This is a genomic window from Phycicoccus sp. Soil802, assembly GCF_001429605.1.
GTDB lineage: Bacteria > Actinomycetota > Actinomycetes > Actinomycetales > Dermatophilaceae > Pedococcus.
The window spans coordinates 130,502-147,345 of record NZ_LMSS01000003.1 but is presented as its reverse complement, the minus strand read 5'-3'; the positions used below and the strand labels follow the sequence as shown (position 1 = coordinate 147,345).

The 16,844-nt window shown below is 70.8% G+C and carries 16 protein-coding genes; 7 read left to right on the top strand and 9 right to left on the bottom strand.

The features are described from left to right. The first annotated feature begins 135 nt into the window (after nucleotides 1-135). A complete protein-coding gene (locus ASG91_RS07225) occupies nucleotides 136-1,968 on the top strand; it encodes a right-handed parallel beta-helix repeat-containing protein (protein ID WP_056921967.1) in 1,833 nt (610 codons plus the stop codon). Nucleotides 1,969-2,148: 180 nt separating this feature from the next. After that, nucleotides 2,149-4,236, top strand: coding sequence for a right-handed parallel beta-helix repeat-containing protein (locus ASG91_RS07220; protein WP_056921966.1), 2,088 nt, complete (start codon nucleotides 2,149-2,151; stop codon nucleotides 4,234-4,236). A 149-nt stretch (nucleotides 4,237-4,385) separates the two neighbouring features. Here the strand turns inward: ASG91_RS07220 and ASG91_RS07215 are convergent, their stop codons facing one another. Further along, nucleotides 4,386-5,558: an ROK family protein gene (locus tag ASG91_RS07215; RefSeq protein WP_200961257.1), complete on the bottom strand. Its 1,173-nt coding sequence runs from the start codon at nucleotides 5,556-5,558 to the stop codon at nucleotides 4,386-4,388. A 133-nt stretch (nucleotides 5,559-5,691) separates the two neighbouring features. On the opposite strand from ASG91_RS07215, the gene ASG91_RS07210 reads away from it, so the two are divergent. From ASG91_RS07210 to ASG91_RS07195, 4 genes are all read left to right on the top strand, one after another. Beyond that, nucleotides 5,692-6,975 carry an extracellular solute-binding protein gene (locus ASG91_RS07210; protein ID WP_200961256.1) on the top strand — a complete coding sequence of 428 codons (1,284 nt, stop codon included), beginning with the start codon at nucleotides 5,692-5,694 and terminating at the stop codon, nucleotides 6,973-6,975. A 155-nt stretch (nucleotides 6,976-7,130) separates the two neighbouring features. Next, nucleotides 7,131-7,952: a carbohydrate ABC transporter permease gene (locus ASG91_RS07205; protein WP_200961255.1), complete on the top strand. Its 822-nt coding sequence runs from the start codon at nucleotides 7,131-7,133 to the stop codon at nucleotides 7,950-7,952. After that, entirely contained in the window at nucleotides 7,949-8,779 is an 831-nt protein-coding gene (locus ASG91_RS07200; protein ID WP_056921965.1) for a carbohydrate ABC transporter permease, read from the top strand. Before ASG91_RS07205 ends, ASG91_RS07200 begins: the two co-directional genes overlap by 4 nt. After that, nucleotides 8,776-10,296: a glycoside hydrolase family 3 protein gene (locus ASG91_RS07195; protein WP_082593983.1), complete on the top strand. Its 1,521-nt coding sequence runs from the start codon at nucleotides 8,776-8,778 to the stop codon at nucleotides 10,294-10,296. The genes ASG91_RS07200 and ASG91_RS07195 overlap by 4 nt, the downstream gene beginning before the upstream one ends. A 25-nt stretch (nucleotides 10,297-10,321) precedes the next feature. Here the strand turns inward: ASG91_RS07195 and ASG91_RS07190 are convergent, their stop codons facing one another. The 3 genes from ASG91_RS07190 to ASG91_RS07180 are packed head-to-tail and all read right to left on the bottom strand — an operon-like array spanning nucleotide 10,322 to nucleotide 11,371. Further along, the gene (locus tag ASG91_RS07190; RefSeq protein ID WP_056921964.1) at nucleotides 10,322-10,594 is read right to left on the bottom strand and encodes a ribonuclease E inhibitor RraB; all 273 of its coding nucleotides are present in this window, start codon (nucleotides 10,592-10,594) and stop codon (nucleotides 10,322-10,324) included. A 26-nt stretch (nucleotides 10,595-10,620) separates the two neighbouring features. Continuing rightward, entirely contained in the window at nucleotides 10,621-11,058 is a 438-nt protein-coding gene (locus ASG91_RS07185; protein WP_157581690.1) for an ImmA/IrrE family metallo-endopeptidase, read from the bottom strand. Next, nucleotides 11,024-11,371, bottom strand: a complete 348-nt coding sequence (locus ASG91_RS07180; RefSeq protein ID WP_162257518.1) for a helix-turn-helix domain-containing protein — start codon at nucleotides 11,369-11,371, stop codon at nucleotides 11,024-11,026. Before ASG91_RS07180 ends, ASG91_RS07185 begins: the two co-directional genes overlap by 35 nt. A gap of 187 nt (nucleotides 11,372-11,558) precedes the next feature. Between ASG91_RS07180 and ASG91_RS07175 the strand changes: the two genes are divergently transcribed. Beyond that, nucleotides 11,559-11,819, top strand: a complete 261-nt coding sequence (locus ASG91_RS07175) for a helix-turn-helix transcriptional regulator (protein ID WP_162257517.1) — start codon at nucleotides 11,559-11,561, stop codon at nucleotides 11,817-11,819. Between the two features lie 132 nt (nucleotides 11,820-11,951). On the opposite strand, the gene ASG91_RS07170 is transcribed toward ASG91_RS07175, so the two are convergent. From ASG91_RS07170 to ASG91_RS07150, 5 genes are all read right to left on the bottom strand, one after another. Next, a complete protein-coding gene (locus tag ASG91_RS07170; RefSeq protein WP_056921960.1) occupies nucleotides 11,952-12,407 on the bottom strand; it encodes a heat shock protein transcriptional repressor HspR in 456 nt (151 codons plus the stop codon). Nucleotides 12,408-12,413: 6 nt separating this feature from the next. Beyond that, nucleotides 12,414-13,427 (bottom strand): DnaJ C-terminal domain-containing protein, encoded by a 1,014-nt coding sequence (locus ASG91_RS07165; RefSeq protein ID WP_056921959.1) that lies wholly within the window; start codon nucleotides 13,425-13,427, stop codon nucleotides 12,414-12,416. 92 nt (nucleotides 13,428-13,519) lie between these two features. Further along, nucleotides 13,520-14,170 (bottom strand): nucleotide exchange factor GrpE, encoded by a 651-nt coding sequence (gene grpE / locus ASG91_RS07160; protein ID WP_082593982.1) that lies wholly within the window; start codon nucleotides 14,168-14,170, stop codon nucleotides 13,520-13,522. Further along, entirely contained in the window at nucleotides 14,167-16,065 is a 1,899-nt protein-coding gene (gene dnaK / locus ASG91_RS07155; protein ID WP_056921958.1) for a molecular chaperone DnaK, read from the bottom strand. Before dnaK ends, grpE begins: the two co-directional genes overlap by 4 nt. 159 nt (nucleotides 16,066-16,224) lie before the next feature. Then, on the bottom strand, nucleotides 16,225-16,752 hold the full coding sequence (locus ASG91_RS07150) for a hypothetical protein (protein ID WP_056921957.1): 528 nt from the start codon (nucleotides 16,750-16,752) through the stop codon (nucleotides 16,225-16,227). Between the last annotated feature and the right edge of the window lie 92 nt (nucleotides 16,753-16,844).

Below are 16,844 nucleotides of genomic sequence, written 5' to 3'. Positions count from 1 at the left end.
TGCTGGAGGCCCATCAGCCGATCGGTTGATACTTCAAAAAACGCCGCGCCGGCTCATGCAGATGGATTAGTTCTTGTGTATGAGCTCATGTATTGTCCTCCGCTTGCAGGGACTGACCCCCCGGAAGGACCTCTCGTGAACAGGCCTCAGGCCCTGCATCGGTATGCCCCCCGGCACCGTGGCCAGCGCGACTCGAAGGCTCACCGCCTCGCCGCGCTGGCGCTCTGTGTCCCCCTGGCCGCCACCGCTGGACTGGGGAGCATCGTCCCCGCGTCCGCGGCCACCACCACCCGCGCGGCTGACACCGCGGGTTCCCTGGCCATCGGCAGCGCCGGCTATGCCATCCCCTCGGGCGCGGTCTTCGTGTCGACCGCCGGCAGCGACACCTACAGCGGCACCTCCACGAAGCCGGTGCGCACCATCGCCCGCGCCATCGCCCTCGCCCCGGCCGGCGGCACCGTGGTCCTGCGCAAGGGCACCTACCACGAGACCGTCACGGTCACCAAGAAGGTGACGATCCAGAACTACCCGAAGGAAGCTGCCTGGCTCGACGGATCCGTGGGCGTGACCGGTTGGGTCAAGGACGGCGCCACCTGGCGGCACGACAAGTGGACGCCGCGGTTCGACGCCAGCGTCGGGTTCAGCAAGGGTGACAAGGACGGCACCGGTCCGGGTTGGCAGTACGTCAACCCCGCGTACCCGATGGCTGCCCACCCCGACCAGGTCTTCATCAGTGGTGTGCAGCAGCGCCAGGTCGCCTCTCGCGCCGCCGTCACAGCCGGCAAGTTCTTCCTCGACACCGCGACGTCCAAGCTCTACATCGGCAGCGACCCCACGGGTCGCAGCGTGCGCGGCACCACCCTCGCCAAGGCGATGAGCATCCGCGCCGCCGGCACCGTCGTCCGGGGCATCGGCATCCGCAACTACGGGCCGAGCATCTGGCACATCGGGGCGGTCACGGTCGAGAGCCCGAGTGTCCGCATCGAGAACGTGGTCATCCAGGACTCGGCCACGATCGGCCTCGGCGTCATCGCGTCGGACGCCGTCATCAACCGCACCAGCGTCCTGCGCGCCGGCCTCCTCGGCGTGCACGCCGCGACTGCCGACCGCATCCAGGTGCTCCGCAGCCGGCTGGACGGCAACAACTGGGAGCGGTTCAACAGCGCGCCCGTCTCCGGCGGCATGAAGGCCGGGCGGTCGCGCGGCGTCCTGGTCAAGGACAGCTCGATCTCGCACAACCTCGGTCACGGCTACTGGTCGGACGTGTCGGTCTACGACACCAAGCTGGTCAACAGCAACTTCATCAAGAACTCGGCCACGGGCATCTTCCTCGAGATCTCGGCCCGGGGGACCGTGGTCAACAACCTCATCGACGGCAACGGCGCCGAGGGCATCAAGATCAACAACACGAGCACCGTGCTGATCTACAACAACACGGTGCTCCGCAACGCCCGGCCGATCAACATCGTCCAGGACTCGCGCACCAAGGCCAACACCTCCTACGGCGACGACACGCGCTATCCGAACGATCCCGAGATGACCTGGCTGGTCGGACCCGTGACGGTGCGCAACAACGTCCTCGGCATCCCCAACACCCGTGCCAACTGCGTGCTGTGCGTCGAGGACTACACCCACACCCGGACTGCCGCGCAGATGGGCGTCACGAGCAACGGCAACGTGTTCAACCGCGCTGACACCGCCGACCCCGACTGGCTGACGGTCTGGAGCCGGGGCACGATCAACGTCAACCCGGCCGTCTACGGCACGCTCGCAGCGCACCGATCAGGCACCGGTCAGGACAAGACCAGCCTCGCGTACGACGGCTTCTACGCCGTCTCGTCCACCGGGCACCTGTCCGGCGCAGCGCAGGTCAAGGCGGGCACCGTCGCCGTCGGCCTCCCGTCCTCCCTCGCCACCTTGTCGGGCCAGACCGCCGGCTCCAAGTGGCTGGGCGTCTGGGGTCGCTGACTCTCACGCTGCACTGGCCGCACGAGCGCCGGCACTGCGTGTCAGCCCTCGTGCGGCCCCGCGACACGCCGAGAGAACCAGCGACACGCCGAGAAATCGTCTCCGTACATCACAAACTGATAACGTCCCCCGCTTGCAGGGACTGCCTCGCAGGGAAGACCTGGAAGGACACTCCAACTCGTGACCCGGCCCCCGGCCCCGACGCCACGCCCCCGGCACTCCGCCCCCCGACACTCAGCCCCCCGACACTCGAGCCCGCGACACCGCGCACCCCGACGCATCACCCTCAGCCGACCTCTCCTGGTCGCCGGCTGCGCGGCTCTGGCCCTCACGGTCACCACTCCCGCCCTGGCCGGAACCTGGACCAGCCCGGGCAGCCCGACGACCCAGACCAAGTCGCTCAAGCCGCCCCGGCCGCACCGCACCCTCGCCACCTCGACGGCCACCTCGACGGCCACCCCGACCCCCACGGCGACCCAGACCGCCAGCTCCACGGGGCCCGTGGTGCCATCGACGACGAGCACCACGACCCCGTCGAGCACCGCGACCAGCAGCTCCACGACCACCACGGCCCCCGCCCCGGCGGGTGGCCGCGCCGCTGACAGCGCGGGCGCCGCGGCGGTCGGCACCGCCACCTATGCCGTCCCCGCAGGTGCGGTCGTGGCTTCGCCGAGCGGCGACGACGCGGCAGCCGGCACCACCAGCGCCCCCGTGCGGACCATCGCCCGTGCGCTGGCCCTGGCGCCTGACGGCGGAACGGTCGTCCTGCGGGGCGGCAGCTACCACGAGACGGTCACGATCTCGCGGGGCGTCACCCTGCAGAACTATCCGGGCGAGGCTGCCTGGCTCGACGGCACCCGCGCCGTCCAAGGCTGGGTGCAGGACGGTTCGGCCTGGCGGGTCGACGGCTGGACGACCCGCTTCGACGCCAGCGTCGGTTTCAGCAAGGGCGACGTCGACGGCACCTCGCCGGGCTGGCAGTACCTCAACCCGGCCCACCCGATGGCCGCCCACCCCGACCAGGTCTTCGTCGACGGCAGCCAGCTGCGCCAGGTCGCCTCGAGGTCGGCCGTCGTGGCCGGCACCTTCTTCCTCGACGAGTCGACGTCGCAGCTCTACATCGGCACCGACCCGTCCGGCCGCGACGTGCGGGCGACCACGCTCGCCAAGGCCCTGAACGTGCGCGCCTCGGGCACGACCATCCGTGGCATCGGCGTGCGCCGGTACGCACCCAGCATCTGGCAGATCGGTGCCGTGACGGTCGAGCAGCCGCAGGTACGACTCGAGCAGGTCCGCATCGAGGACAGCGCGACGATCGGCCTGGGCGTCATCGCCTCCGACGTGGTCATCGACCACACCAGTGTGCTGCGCGCCGGTCTGCTCGGTGTCCACGCGGCGACGGCCGACCGGATCCGCGTCGTGTCCAGCCGGTTCGACGGCAACAACTGGGAGCAGTTCAACAGCGCTCCCGTGTCCGGCGGCATGAAGGCCGGCCGCTCGCGAGGCGTGACGGTGCTCGACTCGAGCATCTCCGACAACCTCGGGCACGGCTACTGGTCTGACGTGTCGGTGTACGACACCAAGATCCTGAACAGCAACCTCGACAACAACACCGCCACCGGCGTCTTCCTGGAGATCTCGGCACGGGGCACCGTGGCCAACAACCTGATCATGGGGAACGGCGCCGAGGGCATCAAGGTGAACAACATCAGCACGGTGGACATCTACAACAACACGGTGGTCCGGAACGCCCGGCCGATCAACATCGTGCAGGACTCGCGGACGCCGGCGAACACGTCCTACGGTGATGACTACCGTTACCCCAACGACCCGGAGATGACCTGGCTCGTAGGACCGGTCACCGTGCGCAACAACGTGATCGGGCTGCCCAACGGCAACGCCAACTGCGTGCTGTGCGTCGAGGACTACACCCACACCCGCACCGCTGCGCAGATGGGCGTGACGAGCAACGGCAACGTGTTCAACCGGGCTTCGGCAACCACCCCAGGGTGGCTCACCGTCTGGAGCCGCGGCGCCGAGGCCGTCAACCCGTACGTCTTCGGGACGCTGGGCGCATTCCAGTCCGGGACCGGGCAGGACGCCAGCAGCCTGGACTACGACGGCTCCGTGGTCGTCAGCACCACCGGCGCACTGACCGGCACCGCTCAGGGGCAGGCCGGTTCTGTGGCAGCGCCGCTGCCCAGCAGCATCGCCACGCTCATCGGCCAGCCAGCCGGCGCGGAGCACCTCGGCGTCTGGGGCCGGTAGCCCCGAGCTCCTCCCTGCGGGTGGCCGGCAGCTGATCCTGCCGGCCATCCGCGGTCCGCTGCGCAGCGCGGACGGTGACCCCACGGCATACCGTGGGGTCGTGCCCATCCCTCTCTCGTCGGGGGGGTGGAACCGCGTGGGGTCCGAGCTCAGCCTGCCGCGACGAACTGGCGGACCGCGTCGAGCGCCACCAGGTGCCCTCCGCGCAGCACCGGGGCGTCGGCCACCCCCGTCGGCACGACCTTGGGGTGCACCGGCGCGATGCTCGCGACTGCCTCGGCGACCCGGTCGCACAACGTGACGCCGCCGGCCACCGCGAGCGGGCCGGTCAGCACCACGAGCCCGGGGTCGACCACTGCGCACACGGCGGCGACGCCGACCGCCAAGCGGTGCGCCACGTCGTCGAGCAGGGCGGGGACCCCGGCGGCGAGCGCCTCCGGTGCGGTCGCAGCCCGCACGCCATACGTCCGCGCGGCCTCGAGGATCGCCTCCTCCCCCGCAAGCCGCTGGAAGGCCCCCTTGTCCCTGCGACTGATGTGGTGCGGCAGGTCCACGCCTGGGACGGGGAGGTAGCCGAGCTCGCCGGCGGCCCCCGATGCCCCGCGGTGGACCTCTCCGCTGAGGACGATGGCCGAGCCGATGCCGCGGCCCACCCAGAGCAGCACGAAGTCCTGCACGCCCACGGCCGCACCGTGCCGGTGCTCGGCCACTGCCGCGAGGTTGACGTCATTGTCGATCGTCACGGGGATGCTCAGGCTGGCCGTGAGGGAGTCCCGCACCCCTTCCTTCCATCGAGGCAGGTCGAAGGAGAAGCCCACGTCTCCGGTCTCCGGTTGCACCAGGCCGGGGAGGCCGATCGCCAAGCCGCGCAACCGCTTTCGCGAGACGTGTGCCGCCTCGAGCGCTTTGTCGGCCACGGCCTCGACGGCGGTGCGGGGGTCGGACAGCGGGCCGCGGGCGGGCACCCGCAGCGTGACGCGCGGCCCCTCCTGACCCATCAGGTCGCACGTGGATGCCGTGAGCTCGCGTGGACCGACGTCCACCCCCACGACGTAGGCCGCCGACGCGACGATGCCGTGCACCTCGGCGTTGGGTCCGCGTGCGCCGGAGCGGGTCCCCACGATCTCGGCCAGCCCCAGCTCGCCGAGGCGTCCGAGCAGCTGTCCGGTGGTGACCTTGGACAGGCCGGTCAGGCTGGCGAGCTCGGCTCGGGAGAGCGGGCCGTGCTCGACGAGGAGGCCCAGAGCGGCGCGGACGTTCATCTCGCGCATCAGGCTGGGCGTGCCGGTCAGGGCCGGCTGGCGGGTGGAGGCGGTCGTCACGGGGCCCACTGTTCCATCCGCGAACTTTTTGGGCAAGACTCTTTCCGGAAACTTTATTGCCTGTTACGGTGGCGGCAGCGGAGGACCTGCCCAGTGGGCCACGAAGCCCCTGGCCTGTCTCAAGGAGGACGTAGTGAAGCAGCGATGGACAGCGCCTGCGCTGGTGGCGGCGGTGGGTCTGACCCTCGCGCTCAGTGCCTGCGGCGGCGACGCCAAGTCGGGTTCGGGTGACGCGGCGGAGAAGAACGCCCTGACGGTCTGGTTGATGAACGGGTCGGTCCCCGACAAGGTCGTGCAGTCGGTCAACGCCGATCTCGCCAAACAGCACCCCGGGGCCACGGTCACCGTCGAGGTGCAGGAGTGGAACGGCATCCAGGACAAGCTCACCACCGCCCTGGCCGGCAACAACCCGCCGGACGTCATCGAGATGGGCAACACGCAGAACGCCAAGTTCAGCCAGTCGGGCGCCCTGCTCGACCTCGACGCCGACAAGGCCAAGCTCGGCATCGACCAGTGGTCGAAGGGCATGGCCTCCTCCGGGGTCTGGGACGGCAAGACGTACGGCGCGCCCCTCCTGGCCGCCAACCGCGTCGTGATCTACCGGACCGACCTCTTCGAGAAGGCCGGCGTCACCGTCCCGAAAACTTTCGACGAGTGGGTCGCGGCCACCACCAAGCTCAACCAGGCCAACGCCGCCACCAAGGACTTCCAGGGCATCTACCTCCCCGGACAGAGCTGGTACGTCTACGCCGGCCTGCTCTGGGACGCCGGCGGTGACCTCGCCGTCAAGGACGGCGACTCGTGGAAGGGCGGCCTCGACACCCCGGCCGCGGCCGAGGCGATCGGGAAGTACAAGCAGCTGCAGTCGCTCTCGAAGGCACCCAAGGACGCCGACGAGGCCACCCCCCAGCAGTTCGAGGTCTTCGCGGAGGGCAACGTCGCGCAGATGATCGGCCTGCCGTGGGAGATGGGCTCGGCGGTCGGGGCCAACAAGAAGCTCGACGGCAAGGTCGCGGTCTTCCCGATTCCTAGCAGCAGCGCGGACAAGTCCGGCTCGGTGTTCCTCGGTGGCTCCAACCTCGGCATCTCGGCCGGCTCGGACTCACCGAAGCTCGCCGCCGACTGGCTCGCCCTGATGACCGGTGAGAAGTACCAGACCGAGCTCGCCCTCGCGTCCAACGTGGTCCCGAACCGCACGGCCCTGCTCTCCAAGCTCACCGACCCGACGGCCAAGATCATGGCTGGCGCGGCAGCGAACGGCCACGTGACGCCGGTCGACCCGCGGTGGGCAGGGGTCGAGGCCGGGGCCAACCCGGTGAAGGACTACATGACCGCGGTCCTCACCGGCACCGACCCGGCCGCGGCCGGAACCAAGGCGAGCGCCGAGATCACCAAGCGCATGAGCGGCGCGCTCTGACCAGTCCCACCGCGGTCCGTCCCCCGACGGCCGCGCCGCCCCCGGCACACCTCCGCCGTCGGGGGCGGCGCGGCACCACCGGAGGAGGCGGTCCCGCGGGCCGCCTCCTGCCGCTGCTGCTGATCGCACCGACAGTCCTCACCCTTGCCGCCCTGATGGGCTGGCCGTTGGTCAACAACGTCCTGCTGTCGCTGCGCAAGGTCACGCTCCGCGAGCTGATCAGCCGCGACGTCGTCTGGGTCGGCTTCGACAACTACCGGACGATCCTGGCCGACCCGGCCTTCTGGGACGCGGTGGTCCGGTCGGTGCTCTTCACCGCCGCATGTGCCGCCACCACCATGGTGGTCGGCGTCCTCATGGCCCTCCTGCTGGTGCGCCTGCCCCGCTTCCCGAAGCTGGTCCTGTCGATCAGCCTGGTGCTGGCCTGGGCCACCCCGGTGCTCGCGGCGACCACCGTGTTCCAGTGGCTCTTCGACACCGACTTCGGCGTCGTCAACTGGCTGCTGGCCCGGGTCGGTCTCGACACCGAGGGCCACTCGTGGTTCTCGACGGGTCGCTCGACCTTCCTCGTGGCCGGCCTGCTCGTCGTCTGGCAGGCCGTCCCCCTCGTGGTCTTCAGCATCTCGGCCGCCCTGGCGACGGTCCCCCCGGAGCTCGACGAGGCTGCCGTGATCGACGGCGCCACCGCGAGCCAGCGCTGGTGGACCATCACCTTCCCCCTCGTGCGGCCCATGATCGGCGTGCTGGCCTTCCTCCAGGTGATCTGGGACTTCAAGGCCTTCACCCAGGTCTACGCGATGCGCCGAGGCGGCCCGGACTCCTCGACGACGACGCTGCCGATCCTCATCTACCAGGAGGGCCTGGCCCGCAGCCAGTTCGGCCTGGCCGCCGCGGCATCGGTCGTGACGGTCGCGATCCTGCTCGTCCTGCTCGCGCTCTACGTGCGGTCGGCCGTGCGCGCCGAGGAGGTGCGATGAGGGCCAGCCGCCGCGCACGCGGCATACAGTCGGCGATCGCCCTCGTGCTCGCCGCCCTCTGGGCGTTCCCCGTCTACTGGATGGCGGTCACCGCGATCAAGCCGCGCTCCGACGTGGTCTCGCGCACTCCGGTGTTCATCCCGCACTCCCCGACGCTCGAGCACCTGCGCACCGCCATCGAGGCCCCGGGGTTCTGGCACTTCGCCCGCAACAGCCTCGTGCTGACCATCGGCGCGGTGGTGATCGCCCTGCTCATCGCGCTCGCCTCGGCATGGGCCAGCACGCGCTACTTCTTCAAGGGGCGCAAGGCGTTCCTCATCACGATCATGGCCGCGCAGCTCGCCCCCTGGGAGGCCATGCTCATCCCGATCTTCATCGTCTACCGCGACACCGGCGGGCTCGACGTCCTGCTGGCGCTGATCCCCCTCTACATGGTGATGGTGCTGCCGTTCACCGTGTGGACCATGCGCGGCTTCATCGCCGCCGTCCCGGTCGAGCTCGAGGAGGCCGCCCTGGTGGACGGCTGCTCGCGCGGCCAGGCCTTCCGCCGCATCGTCTTCCCCTTGCTGGCGCCGGGGGTCATGGCCACGTCGCTGTTCGGGTTCATCACGATCTGGAACGAGTTCGTCTTCGTCAACGCGCTCATGCAGTCGGAGCCGAATGCGACTCTCCCCCTGTGGATCTCGGCCTTCCAGACCGTGTTCGGCACCGACTGGGGGGCCACGATGGCCGCCTCCTCGCTGTTCACCCTGCCGGTCATCCTCCTGTTCGCCATCCTCCAGCGCCGCGCCGTGGGCGGGCTCGCCGCGGGGGCGGTGAAGGGATGAGCGACGTCAGCGAGATCGGGTATGCCGTGGACCTCGGGTCCGCGGACCTGCGTCGCCTCGCGCTCGCCGTGATCCAGCCCGGCTTCACCGGGCTGACCGCTCCGTCGTGGCTGCTCGAGCGGCTGGCCGAGGGCCTGGGCGGCGTGGCGCTGTTCGCGCGCAACATCGAGTCGCCTGCGCAGGTGGCCACCCTCACCGCGGCGATCCACGCGGCCAACCCTGCGGCGCTCGTGGCGATCGACGAGGAGGGCGGCGACGTCACGCGGCTCGAACACGCCACCGGCTCGTCGTGGCCGGGGAACCTCGCCCTCGGCGCCGTCGACGACACCGCCCTCACCGAGGCGGTGGCGGCCGAGATCGGCGCGGCTCTCGCCGAGCTCGGCATCGACCTGGACTACGCCCCCGACGCCGACGTCAACGTCGAGGCGGCCAACCCCGTCATCGGGGTGCGGAGCTTCGGCGCCGACCCGGCCCTCGTGGCGCGCCACACCGGGGCCTGGGTGGCCGGGCTGCAGGCGGCCGGCGTCCTGGCGTGCGCCAAGCACTTCCCCGGCCACGGGGACACGGGCGTGGACAGCCACCACGACCTCCCCGAGGTGGACCTCGGCGACCCCGAGACCAGCCCCTGGCTCGTACCCTTCCGGGCGGCCCTCGCCGCCGGCGCTGCCTCGGTCATGAGCGCCCACGTGCGGGTCCCGGGCATCGATCCCCGTCCCGCCACGCTGGTGCCCGCCATCATGACCGGCCTCCTGCGCGACGGACTCGGCTTCACGGGCCTGGCGCTCTCGGACGGCCTCGAGATGGGCGCTGTCGCCGGGCCGCTCGGGGTGGCGGAGGGGGCGGTCCAGGCGGTCCTGGCCGGCGTCGACGCGTTGTGCATCGGCGGAGGACTCGCCGACGCCGAGACCGTGGACACCGTGGTCGCGGCACTCGTGGGTGCCGTCGAGTCGGGTCGCCTCCCCCTGGAGCGGCTGGCCGAGGCGGGCGAGCGGGTGGCCGCCGCGGCGCGGCTGCGCGACGAGCTGCGCCTCGCGGCCACGGCGGCCCGGACGGGTCGACCGGTCCCCGGGGCGGCACCGGCCGGGCGCACGGCGGCGGCCAGGGCCCTCCGGGTCCGTGGTTCGGTCCCCGTCGTCGCCACGACAACCGGCCCGTGCGTCCTCGAGCTCGTGGCCCCGAGCAACATCGCCGTGGGCGACGACACCCCCTCCGGCCTCACGACGGCGGTGGCCCGCAGGTGGCCCGGGCTCGCACCGCTGCGGATCACCGACGCGGCGGGCGTTCGCGCCGGACTGGCCGCGGCGGCCGGGCGCCCCGTGTGGGTCGTGGTGCGCGACCCACACCGGCACCAGTGGATGGGCTCCGTCGTCCAGCAGATCGTGCGCGCACGACCCGACACGGTCGTCATCGACACCGGGTGGCCCGGGTGGTCACCGCCTCAGGGCGCGACCCACGTGGTCACGTACGGCGCGTCGTGGGCCAGTGGCGAGGCCGTGGTCGACCTGCTCGCCCCCTGAGCAGCGCGCCTCCTGGCCACGGGGGTCAGGCAGGGGTGGCCGGCTCCGGGTCGTACCAGCCGCCGTGCTCCTCGGCCAGGGCGCTGAACCGGTCGCGCAGCCCGGACTCGACCGGTCCGGACTCGTCGGCGACCATCTCCTCGACGACGTGGACGGCCCACTCGTGGTCCTCCGAGTCGTCCTCCCCCGCCAAGGCCTCCCGGACGACGCGGACCTCGGAGAAGCCCTCATGGGCCAGCTCGGCGGCGGCGTCGTCGGCGGTCTCACGGTCGGGGAAGACCAGCAGGTGCTCACTCACAGGACGAGTATGCCGGGCGGGTGGCGTCAGTCGGCCCAGCGGCAGGCCCGGCGCAGCCGGGCGCGCTCGGCCGGGGCGGCCTGGGTGAGCCGGAACCGCACCCACCGCTCGGGCACCTTCATGTGCCAGACGAAGTCGTCCCAGTCGCTCGCGAGGGCGAGTCGGCGCTCCATGACGTCGAGGGGCATGGCCCGTCGGGCCGCCTCGCGCTCGACCCGGCGCTCGGTGGCCGAGGCCGTCCAGCCGCTGCACTCGACGTCGCCCCGCTCGGCGTGGACCAGCTCGTGCCACAGGGAGCAGCGCTCCTCCTCGAGGCTGCGACCGGAGCGCAGGACGATCGCCCGGCGGCCGTGGTAGTAGCGACCGGGCTCGGCGATGGGCTGCCGCACCAGCACCACGTCGCGCATCTCGCGCAGCACCGCCCAGGGGTCAGGAACCCCGGATCCGTCGCTCGATGGCGTCAAGCCTGCTCCTCACGTCGTCGATCAGCGCGAGGACCTCCTCGTCACTGACCCCGGACCGCAACCGCTGACCCGGGGCGGTCACGAAGCCCCCATCCTGCGCCGACCCACCGACAGGCTCACCACGGTCGTCCAGCCCCAGGACCTCGAGCACCTTGGCTCGCTTGACGTCCTGGACCCCGAGCCCGTCCTCCACACGCTTCCACGTGATCGAGGAGATGCGCGCCTCCCTGGCCGCCTGCTCCTTGCTCCACCCGTGGCTGAGACGGGCCCGTTCGACGCGTTGGCCGAGGCGTTCGAGCTGCTCACGATTCATGCTGCGCATCTTGCCAGTCACATCCAGTCACTTCTAGTCCCGTTCAGTCACGCTTTGGCCACCAGGGCACCCAACTCCGGCGCGTCGTGGGTTGACACCGGGGTCACCTCGCTCGATCACGGCACATTCTGCCGACACCTGGGCAGAACTCTTGCCGGATCACCCGGTCATGACTATGTTCGTGGTCATGCCTAGGGAAACACCCCCAAACCACGTGATCGAGGTGCACGGCTACGCACTGCGCGTCATTCGTCAGGCCAGGGGCCGTGCGGTGACCGACCTCGCCGCGGCTCTGGGGGTCGACCCGTCCTACATCAGGCACCTCGAGAACGGCAGCAAGTTCCGCGTCAGTCCCGAGGTCTACGCCGGCCTGCTCCGTGAGCTGCAGATCGAGGACTACCGGGCACTGCTGGCCACCGCGCCGCTGCGCGACGAGGTGTCCGCCTGACCTGCCCGGCACCCCTCCAGACTGCGCCGGCGCCGGCCGAGAGCCCCCATCGTCGTGCGAGGTGGGGGCTCTTGGTGTGCCGGCCCGTGCGTTGGTCGGAGCGAGGCGTGCCGGCCCGCCCTCGTGCCGTGGTCAGTGGTGGCTCGGACGCCAGACCACCAGGGCCTGCGAGCGCTGCATCCGGGGGCGCTGTCCGGCCCGCACCGCGATCACGTCACCGGTCGGGCCGACGGCGAACACGCGGGAGGTGGATCGCGCCTGCGACGCGAGCCGGGAACGCTCCAGCTCGTCGGTCAGCTCCAGCACCCGACCGCGCAGGGCAGCGACCTGGTTCTCGAGCTCCAGGATGCGCTGGATGCCGGCGAGGCTGACGCCCTCCTCCTGGGACAGGCGCTGGACCTCCCGCAGCATCGCGACGTCGCGCCCGGAGTAGCGCCGTCCGCCACCGCGTGTCCTCGACGGGCTGACCAGGCCGAGCCGGTCGTACTGCCGCAGGGTCTGGGCGTGCATGCCGGCCAGCGTGGCCGCGACCGAGATGACGAAGATCGGGGAGTCGTCGTCGGGGGAGAACGAGCGTGCGTCGTCCACGACCGGTCACCGCCTCGCGTTCGCGAAGAGCTCGGCCCGCGGGTCGAACCCCTCGTCCAGGGCCTGCAGGGTCTCGACCGCGGCCCTCGCCTCGTCGGACAGCCGCTGCGGTACCACGATGCTGACCTTGGCCATCAGGTCACCCGGCTTGTCCTTCACCGGCACGCCCCGGCCCTTGATCCGCAGGACGCGACCGCTGGGCGTGCCCGGCGCGACCCGCACCTTGACGGTGGACCCGTCGAGGGTGGGCACGCCCACGGTGGCCCCGAGCGTCGCCTCGGCAAAGGTCACGGGGAGCTCGATCGTGAGGTTGTCGCCCTCACGCCCGAAGACCGGGTGCTTCTCGACCGCGACGGTGAGGATGAGGTCGCCGGCCGAAGCCCCCGCGTCGCCGGGCTGGCCCTTGCCGCGCAGACGGATCTTCTGTCCGTCCTTGACCCCGGCCGGGATCCGCGTGGTGATCTGGCCACCATCGGTCGTGCCGAGGGTGACGGTGGCGCCCTCGACGGCGTCGCGGAAAGACAGGCTCGTGCGCGCGGTCAGGTCCGCGCCCTTGCGCGGCCCCTGGGGCGCGCGGAACCCCGTGCCCCCGTATGCCGGGCCGGCACCTCCGCCGAACATCCCCCCGAGGATGTCCTCGAGGTCAGGCTGCGCGCCGCCGCCGGTGGAGTACCGCACGCGGGTGCCACCGCGCCCTGCCCCGCCCCCGAACATCGTGGAGAACACGTCGTCGAAGCCACCCGCACCCCCACCGGGACCACCGGCGGTGAACCGGGCACCGCCGCGGGCCATCTGGCGGACCGCGTCGTACTCGCGACGCTTCTCCGGGTCGGACAGCACCGAGTTGGCCTCGCCGACGTCCTTGAAGCGCTGCTCGGCAGCCGCATCGCCCGGGTTCTTGTCCGGGTGGTGCGCGCGGGCGAGCTTGCGGTAGGCCTTCTTGATCGCCGCGTCGTCGGCATCCTGGGGGACGCCGAGGATCGCGTAGAAGTCCTTCTCGAACCAGTCCTGGCTAGCCATGTCGGCGCCCTCCTCTCGGCGGTGCGGTGCAGGTTTCGTTCCGATTGGGTGGGAAACCTGCGGTCGGGGTCATGCGGTGAATGATGCTGCCGTCACTCGGGATCGGCCACGGCGACGCGCGCTGCCCGCAGGATCTGCTCGCCCGCGCGGTAGCCGGGCTGGAGCACCTGGACCACGGTGGTCGAGTCGGTCGGCTGCACCGAACCGTCCTGCGGCCAGGCGGTGTGCATCAGGGCTTCGTGCAGGTTGGGGTCGAACTGCTCACCCGCCGCGCCGTACCGCTCCAGCCCGAACTTGCCGAGGGTGGACTCCAGCTTGTCGGCGATGGCCGCGAACGGGCCGTCGGCGAGGTCGCCGTGCTCCCGCGCTGCGTGGATGTCGTCGAGCACCGGGAGCAACGCCTCGATGACCGACTGGGCTGCCCGCTCCTGCACGACAGCGCGGTCACGGTCGACGCGACGCTTGTAGTTGACGTACTCCGCCTGCAGGCGCTGCAGGTCGGCGAGCCGCTCCCCCGCGAGCACCGTGTCGGGGTGCAGGTCCGCATCCTGGGCACCCTCGAAGGTGCTGAGGTTGCTGGTCGAGTCGCTCGCCTCGGTGGCGTCACCAGGGTGCTGCGGGCCGGCACCCTCGTCGAGGATGTCACCCTGCAGCGGGGCCGCCTCGGCGGTGGTGGGCGGCGCGGTCTCGCCGGCGCCCACCACCCCCTCGGCACCGTCAGGCGTGGGGGCCTGGTCGGTCACTTCTTCTCCTCGTCGTCCTCGACGACCTCGGCGTCAACCACGTCGTCGTCGGACGCACCCGCGTCGGCGGAGCCGGCGTCGTCGGACGCCGCGCCGTCACCGGCGGTGCCGGCCTGCTCGGACTCGGCGGCCGCGGCATACATCGCGGTGCCCAGCTTCTGCGACTCCTCGGAGAGCTTCGAGGTCTTGGCCGAGATGTCCTCGAGCGAGGCGCCCGACTCCGGCTTCAGGGCCTCCTTGAGGTCCGCGAGGGCGGCGTCGACGTCGCCACGGCCGTCGGCCGGGAGCTTGTCGGCATTGTCGCCGAGGAACTTCTCGGTCGAGTAGACGAGGTTCTCGGCGGTGTTGCGGGCCTCGGTCTCCTCGCGACGCTTCTTGTCCTCGTCGGCGTGCGCCTCGGCCTCCTTGATCATCCGCTCGATGTCCTCCTTGGCGAGGGCCGAGCCGCCGGAGATGGTGATCTTCTGCTCCTGGCCGGTGCCACGGTCCTTGGCGGACACGTTGACGATGCCGTTGGCGTCGATGTCGAAGGTGACCTCGACCTGCGGCACGCCACGGGGTGCGGGCGCGATGCCGCTGAGCTCGAAGGTGCCCAGCTGCTTGTTGTGCTGCGCGATCTCGCGCTCACCCTGGAAGACCTGGATCAGCACGCTCGGCTGGTTGTCCTCGGCGGTCGAGAACACCTCGGAGCGCTTGGTCGGGATGGCCGTGTTGCGCTCGATGAGCTTGGTGAACAGGCCGCCCTTGGTCTCGATGCCGAGCGAGAGCGGCGTGACGTCGATGAGCAGGACGTCCTTGCGCTCACCCTTGAGGACACCGGCCTGCAGGCTCGCACCCACGGCCACGACCTCGTCCGGGTTGACGCCCTTGTTGGGCTCCTTGCCACCGGTGAGCTCCTTGACGAGCGCGCTCACGGCGGGCATGCGGGTCGAGCCACCGACGAGGACCACGTGGTCGATGTCGGCCAGCGCGATGCCGGCGTCCTTGATGACGTTCTGGAACGGCTGACGGGTCCGGTCGAGCAGGTCCTTGGTCAGCTGCTCGAACTGGGCGCGGCTGATCGTCTCCTCGAGGTGGATCGGGCCGTTCTCGGACATCGAGAGGTACTGCATCGACACGTTGGTGCTGGTCGAGGAGGAGAGCTCCTTCTTGGCCTGCTCCGCGGCGTCACGCAGCCGCTGCATCGCGATCTTGTCCTTGGACAGGTCGACACCGGAGGTGTTCTTCACCGTGGTGAGGAGGTGGTTGACGATGCGCTCGTCCCAGTCGTCGCCACCGAGCTGGTTGTCACCGCTGGTCGCGCGGACCTGGATGGTCGAGAAGCCGTCCTCCGGGTCCTTGCCGACCTCGAGGAGGGACACGTCGAAGGTGCCGCCACCGAGGTCGAAGACGAGGATGAGCTCGTCCTCCTTGCCCTTGTCGAGGCCGTAGGCGAGCGCCGCGGCGGTGGGCTCGTTGATGATGCGCAGCACGTTGAGGCCCGCGATCTCACCGGCCTCCTTGGTGGCCTGGCGCTCGTGGTCGTCGAAGTACGCGGGGACGGTGATGACGGCGTCGGTCACGTCCTCACCGAGGTAGGACTCGGCGTCGCGCTTGAGCTTCTGCAGGATGCGGGCGCTGATCTCCTGCGCGGTGTAGGTCTTGCCGTCGATCTCCGGCGACTTCCAGTCGGTGCCGATGTGGCGCTTGACGGAGCGGATCGTCCGGTCGACGTTGGTGACGGCCTGGCGCTTGGCGATCTCGCCGACCAGCACCTCACCGCCCTTGGAGAACGCCACGACGGACGGGGTCGTGCGACCGCCCTCCGCGTTGGCGATGATCGTCGGCTCCCCGCCCTCGAGGACGGCGACGGCCGAGTTGGTGGTACCGAGGTCGATGCCGACCGCACGTGCCATGGTGAATCTCCTGTGTGTCTGGGTGACGCTGGGTTGAGTTGCCTGCACTCAAGTTACGAGCCGGTATGCCGCATGGCAAATCCTGGCGCCAAACTTGCGTTCACTCGGCTCAACTTCGTGCGTGAGGAGATTGTTCCCGGCCGGGCGACCTTTCTCGCCTCACTCCTCGCCGCGAGCGACGCCGTGCCAGTAGGCGGCGATCTCGCTGCCCTCGCGGAGCACGGCATCGGGGCCGGGCGGCGCGGGCCACAGCTGGAGGAGGTAGCGGTCGGGGGCGGTCTCGTCGTCCTCGGGGGTGTCGAGCTCCTGCCCCTCGTCCATGCCGGCGACGCAGTAGCGCGCCCGGTGCCAGCCGGGTTGGGGGATGGTGCAGCCGTACGCGCTCTCGAACGTCGCGATCGTCAGGTCGGGCGTGGACAGGTCGACCGAGACCTCGACGACGTCCTCCCACTCCTCGTCCACCTCGGGCGCACCCTCACTCCAGGTGACGACCAGGGGGACCTCGCCGGTGTGGAGGCCGGTGACCATGCCGAGCTGGTGCGGGACCTGCGCGCCCACGAGCCCGTTCGCCTGACCGCGGCGCGCCCCGAGCAGGTCGTCGGACTCGTCGCCGCTGCCGTCCGGGTCGGAGTAGAGGTCGATGAAGCCGTAGTGGACGTCGACCAGACCTGCGAACACCTCGGGCATGCGGCCAGCCTCTCGCGGTTGACCGTCAGCGAGCAATCCGCCCCCACTTCACCCCCGACTTCTGGCCAGCCGTGCCGCACCGACCCCCGGTC

What these genes read in the sequence shown, in the direction of transcription:
- ASG91_RS07205 (WP_200961255.1), top strand. Translation starts at nt 7,131, where the DNA reads ATGGGCTGGCCGTTGGTCAACAACGTCCTGCTGTCGCTGCGCAAGGTC.
- ASG91_RS07200 (WP_056921965.1), top strand. Translation starts at nt 7,949, where the DNA reads ATGAGGGCCAGCCGCCGCGCACGCGGCATACAGTCGGCGATCGCCCTC.
- ASG91_RS07195 (WP_082593983.1), top strand. Translation starts at nt 8,776, where the DNA reads ATGAGCGACGTCAGCGAGATCGGGTATGCCGTGGACCTCGGGTCCGCG.
- ASG91_RS07180 (WP_162257518.1), bottom strand. Translation starts at nt 11,371, where the DNA reads ATGAATCGTGAGCAGCTCGAACGCCTCGGCCAACGCGTCGAACGGGCC.
- ASG91_RS07175 (WP_162257517.1), top strand. Translation starts at nt 11,559, where the DNA reads ATGCCTAGGGAAACACCCCCAAACCACGTGATCGAGGTGCACGGCTAC.
- ASG91_RS07165 (WP_056921959.1), bottom strand. Translation starts at nt 13,427, where the DNA reads ATGGCTAGCCAGGACTGGTTCGAGAAGGACTTCTACGCGATCCTCGGC.
- dnaK (WP_056921958.1), bottom strand. Translation starts at nt 16,065, where the DNA reads ATGGCACGTGCGGTCGGCATCGACCTCGGTACCACCAACTCGGCCGTC.
- ASG91_RS07150 (WP_056921957.1), bottom strand. Translation starts at nt 16,752, where the DNA reads ATGCCCGAGGTGTTCGCAGGTCTGGTCGACGTCCACTACGGCTTCATC.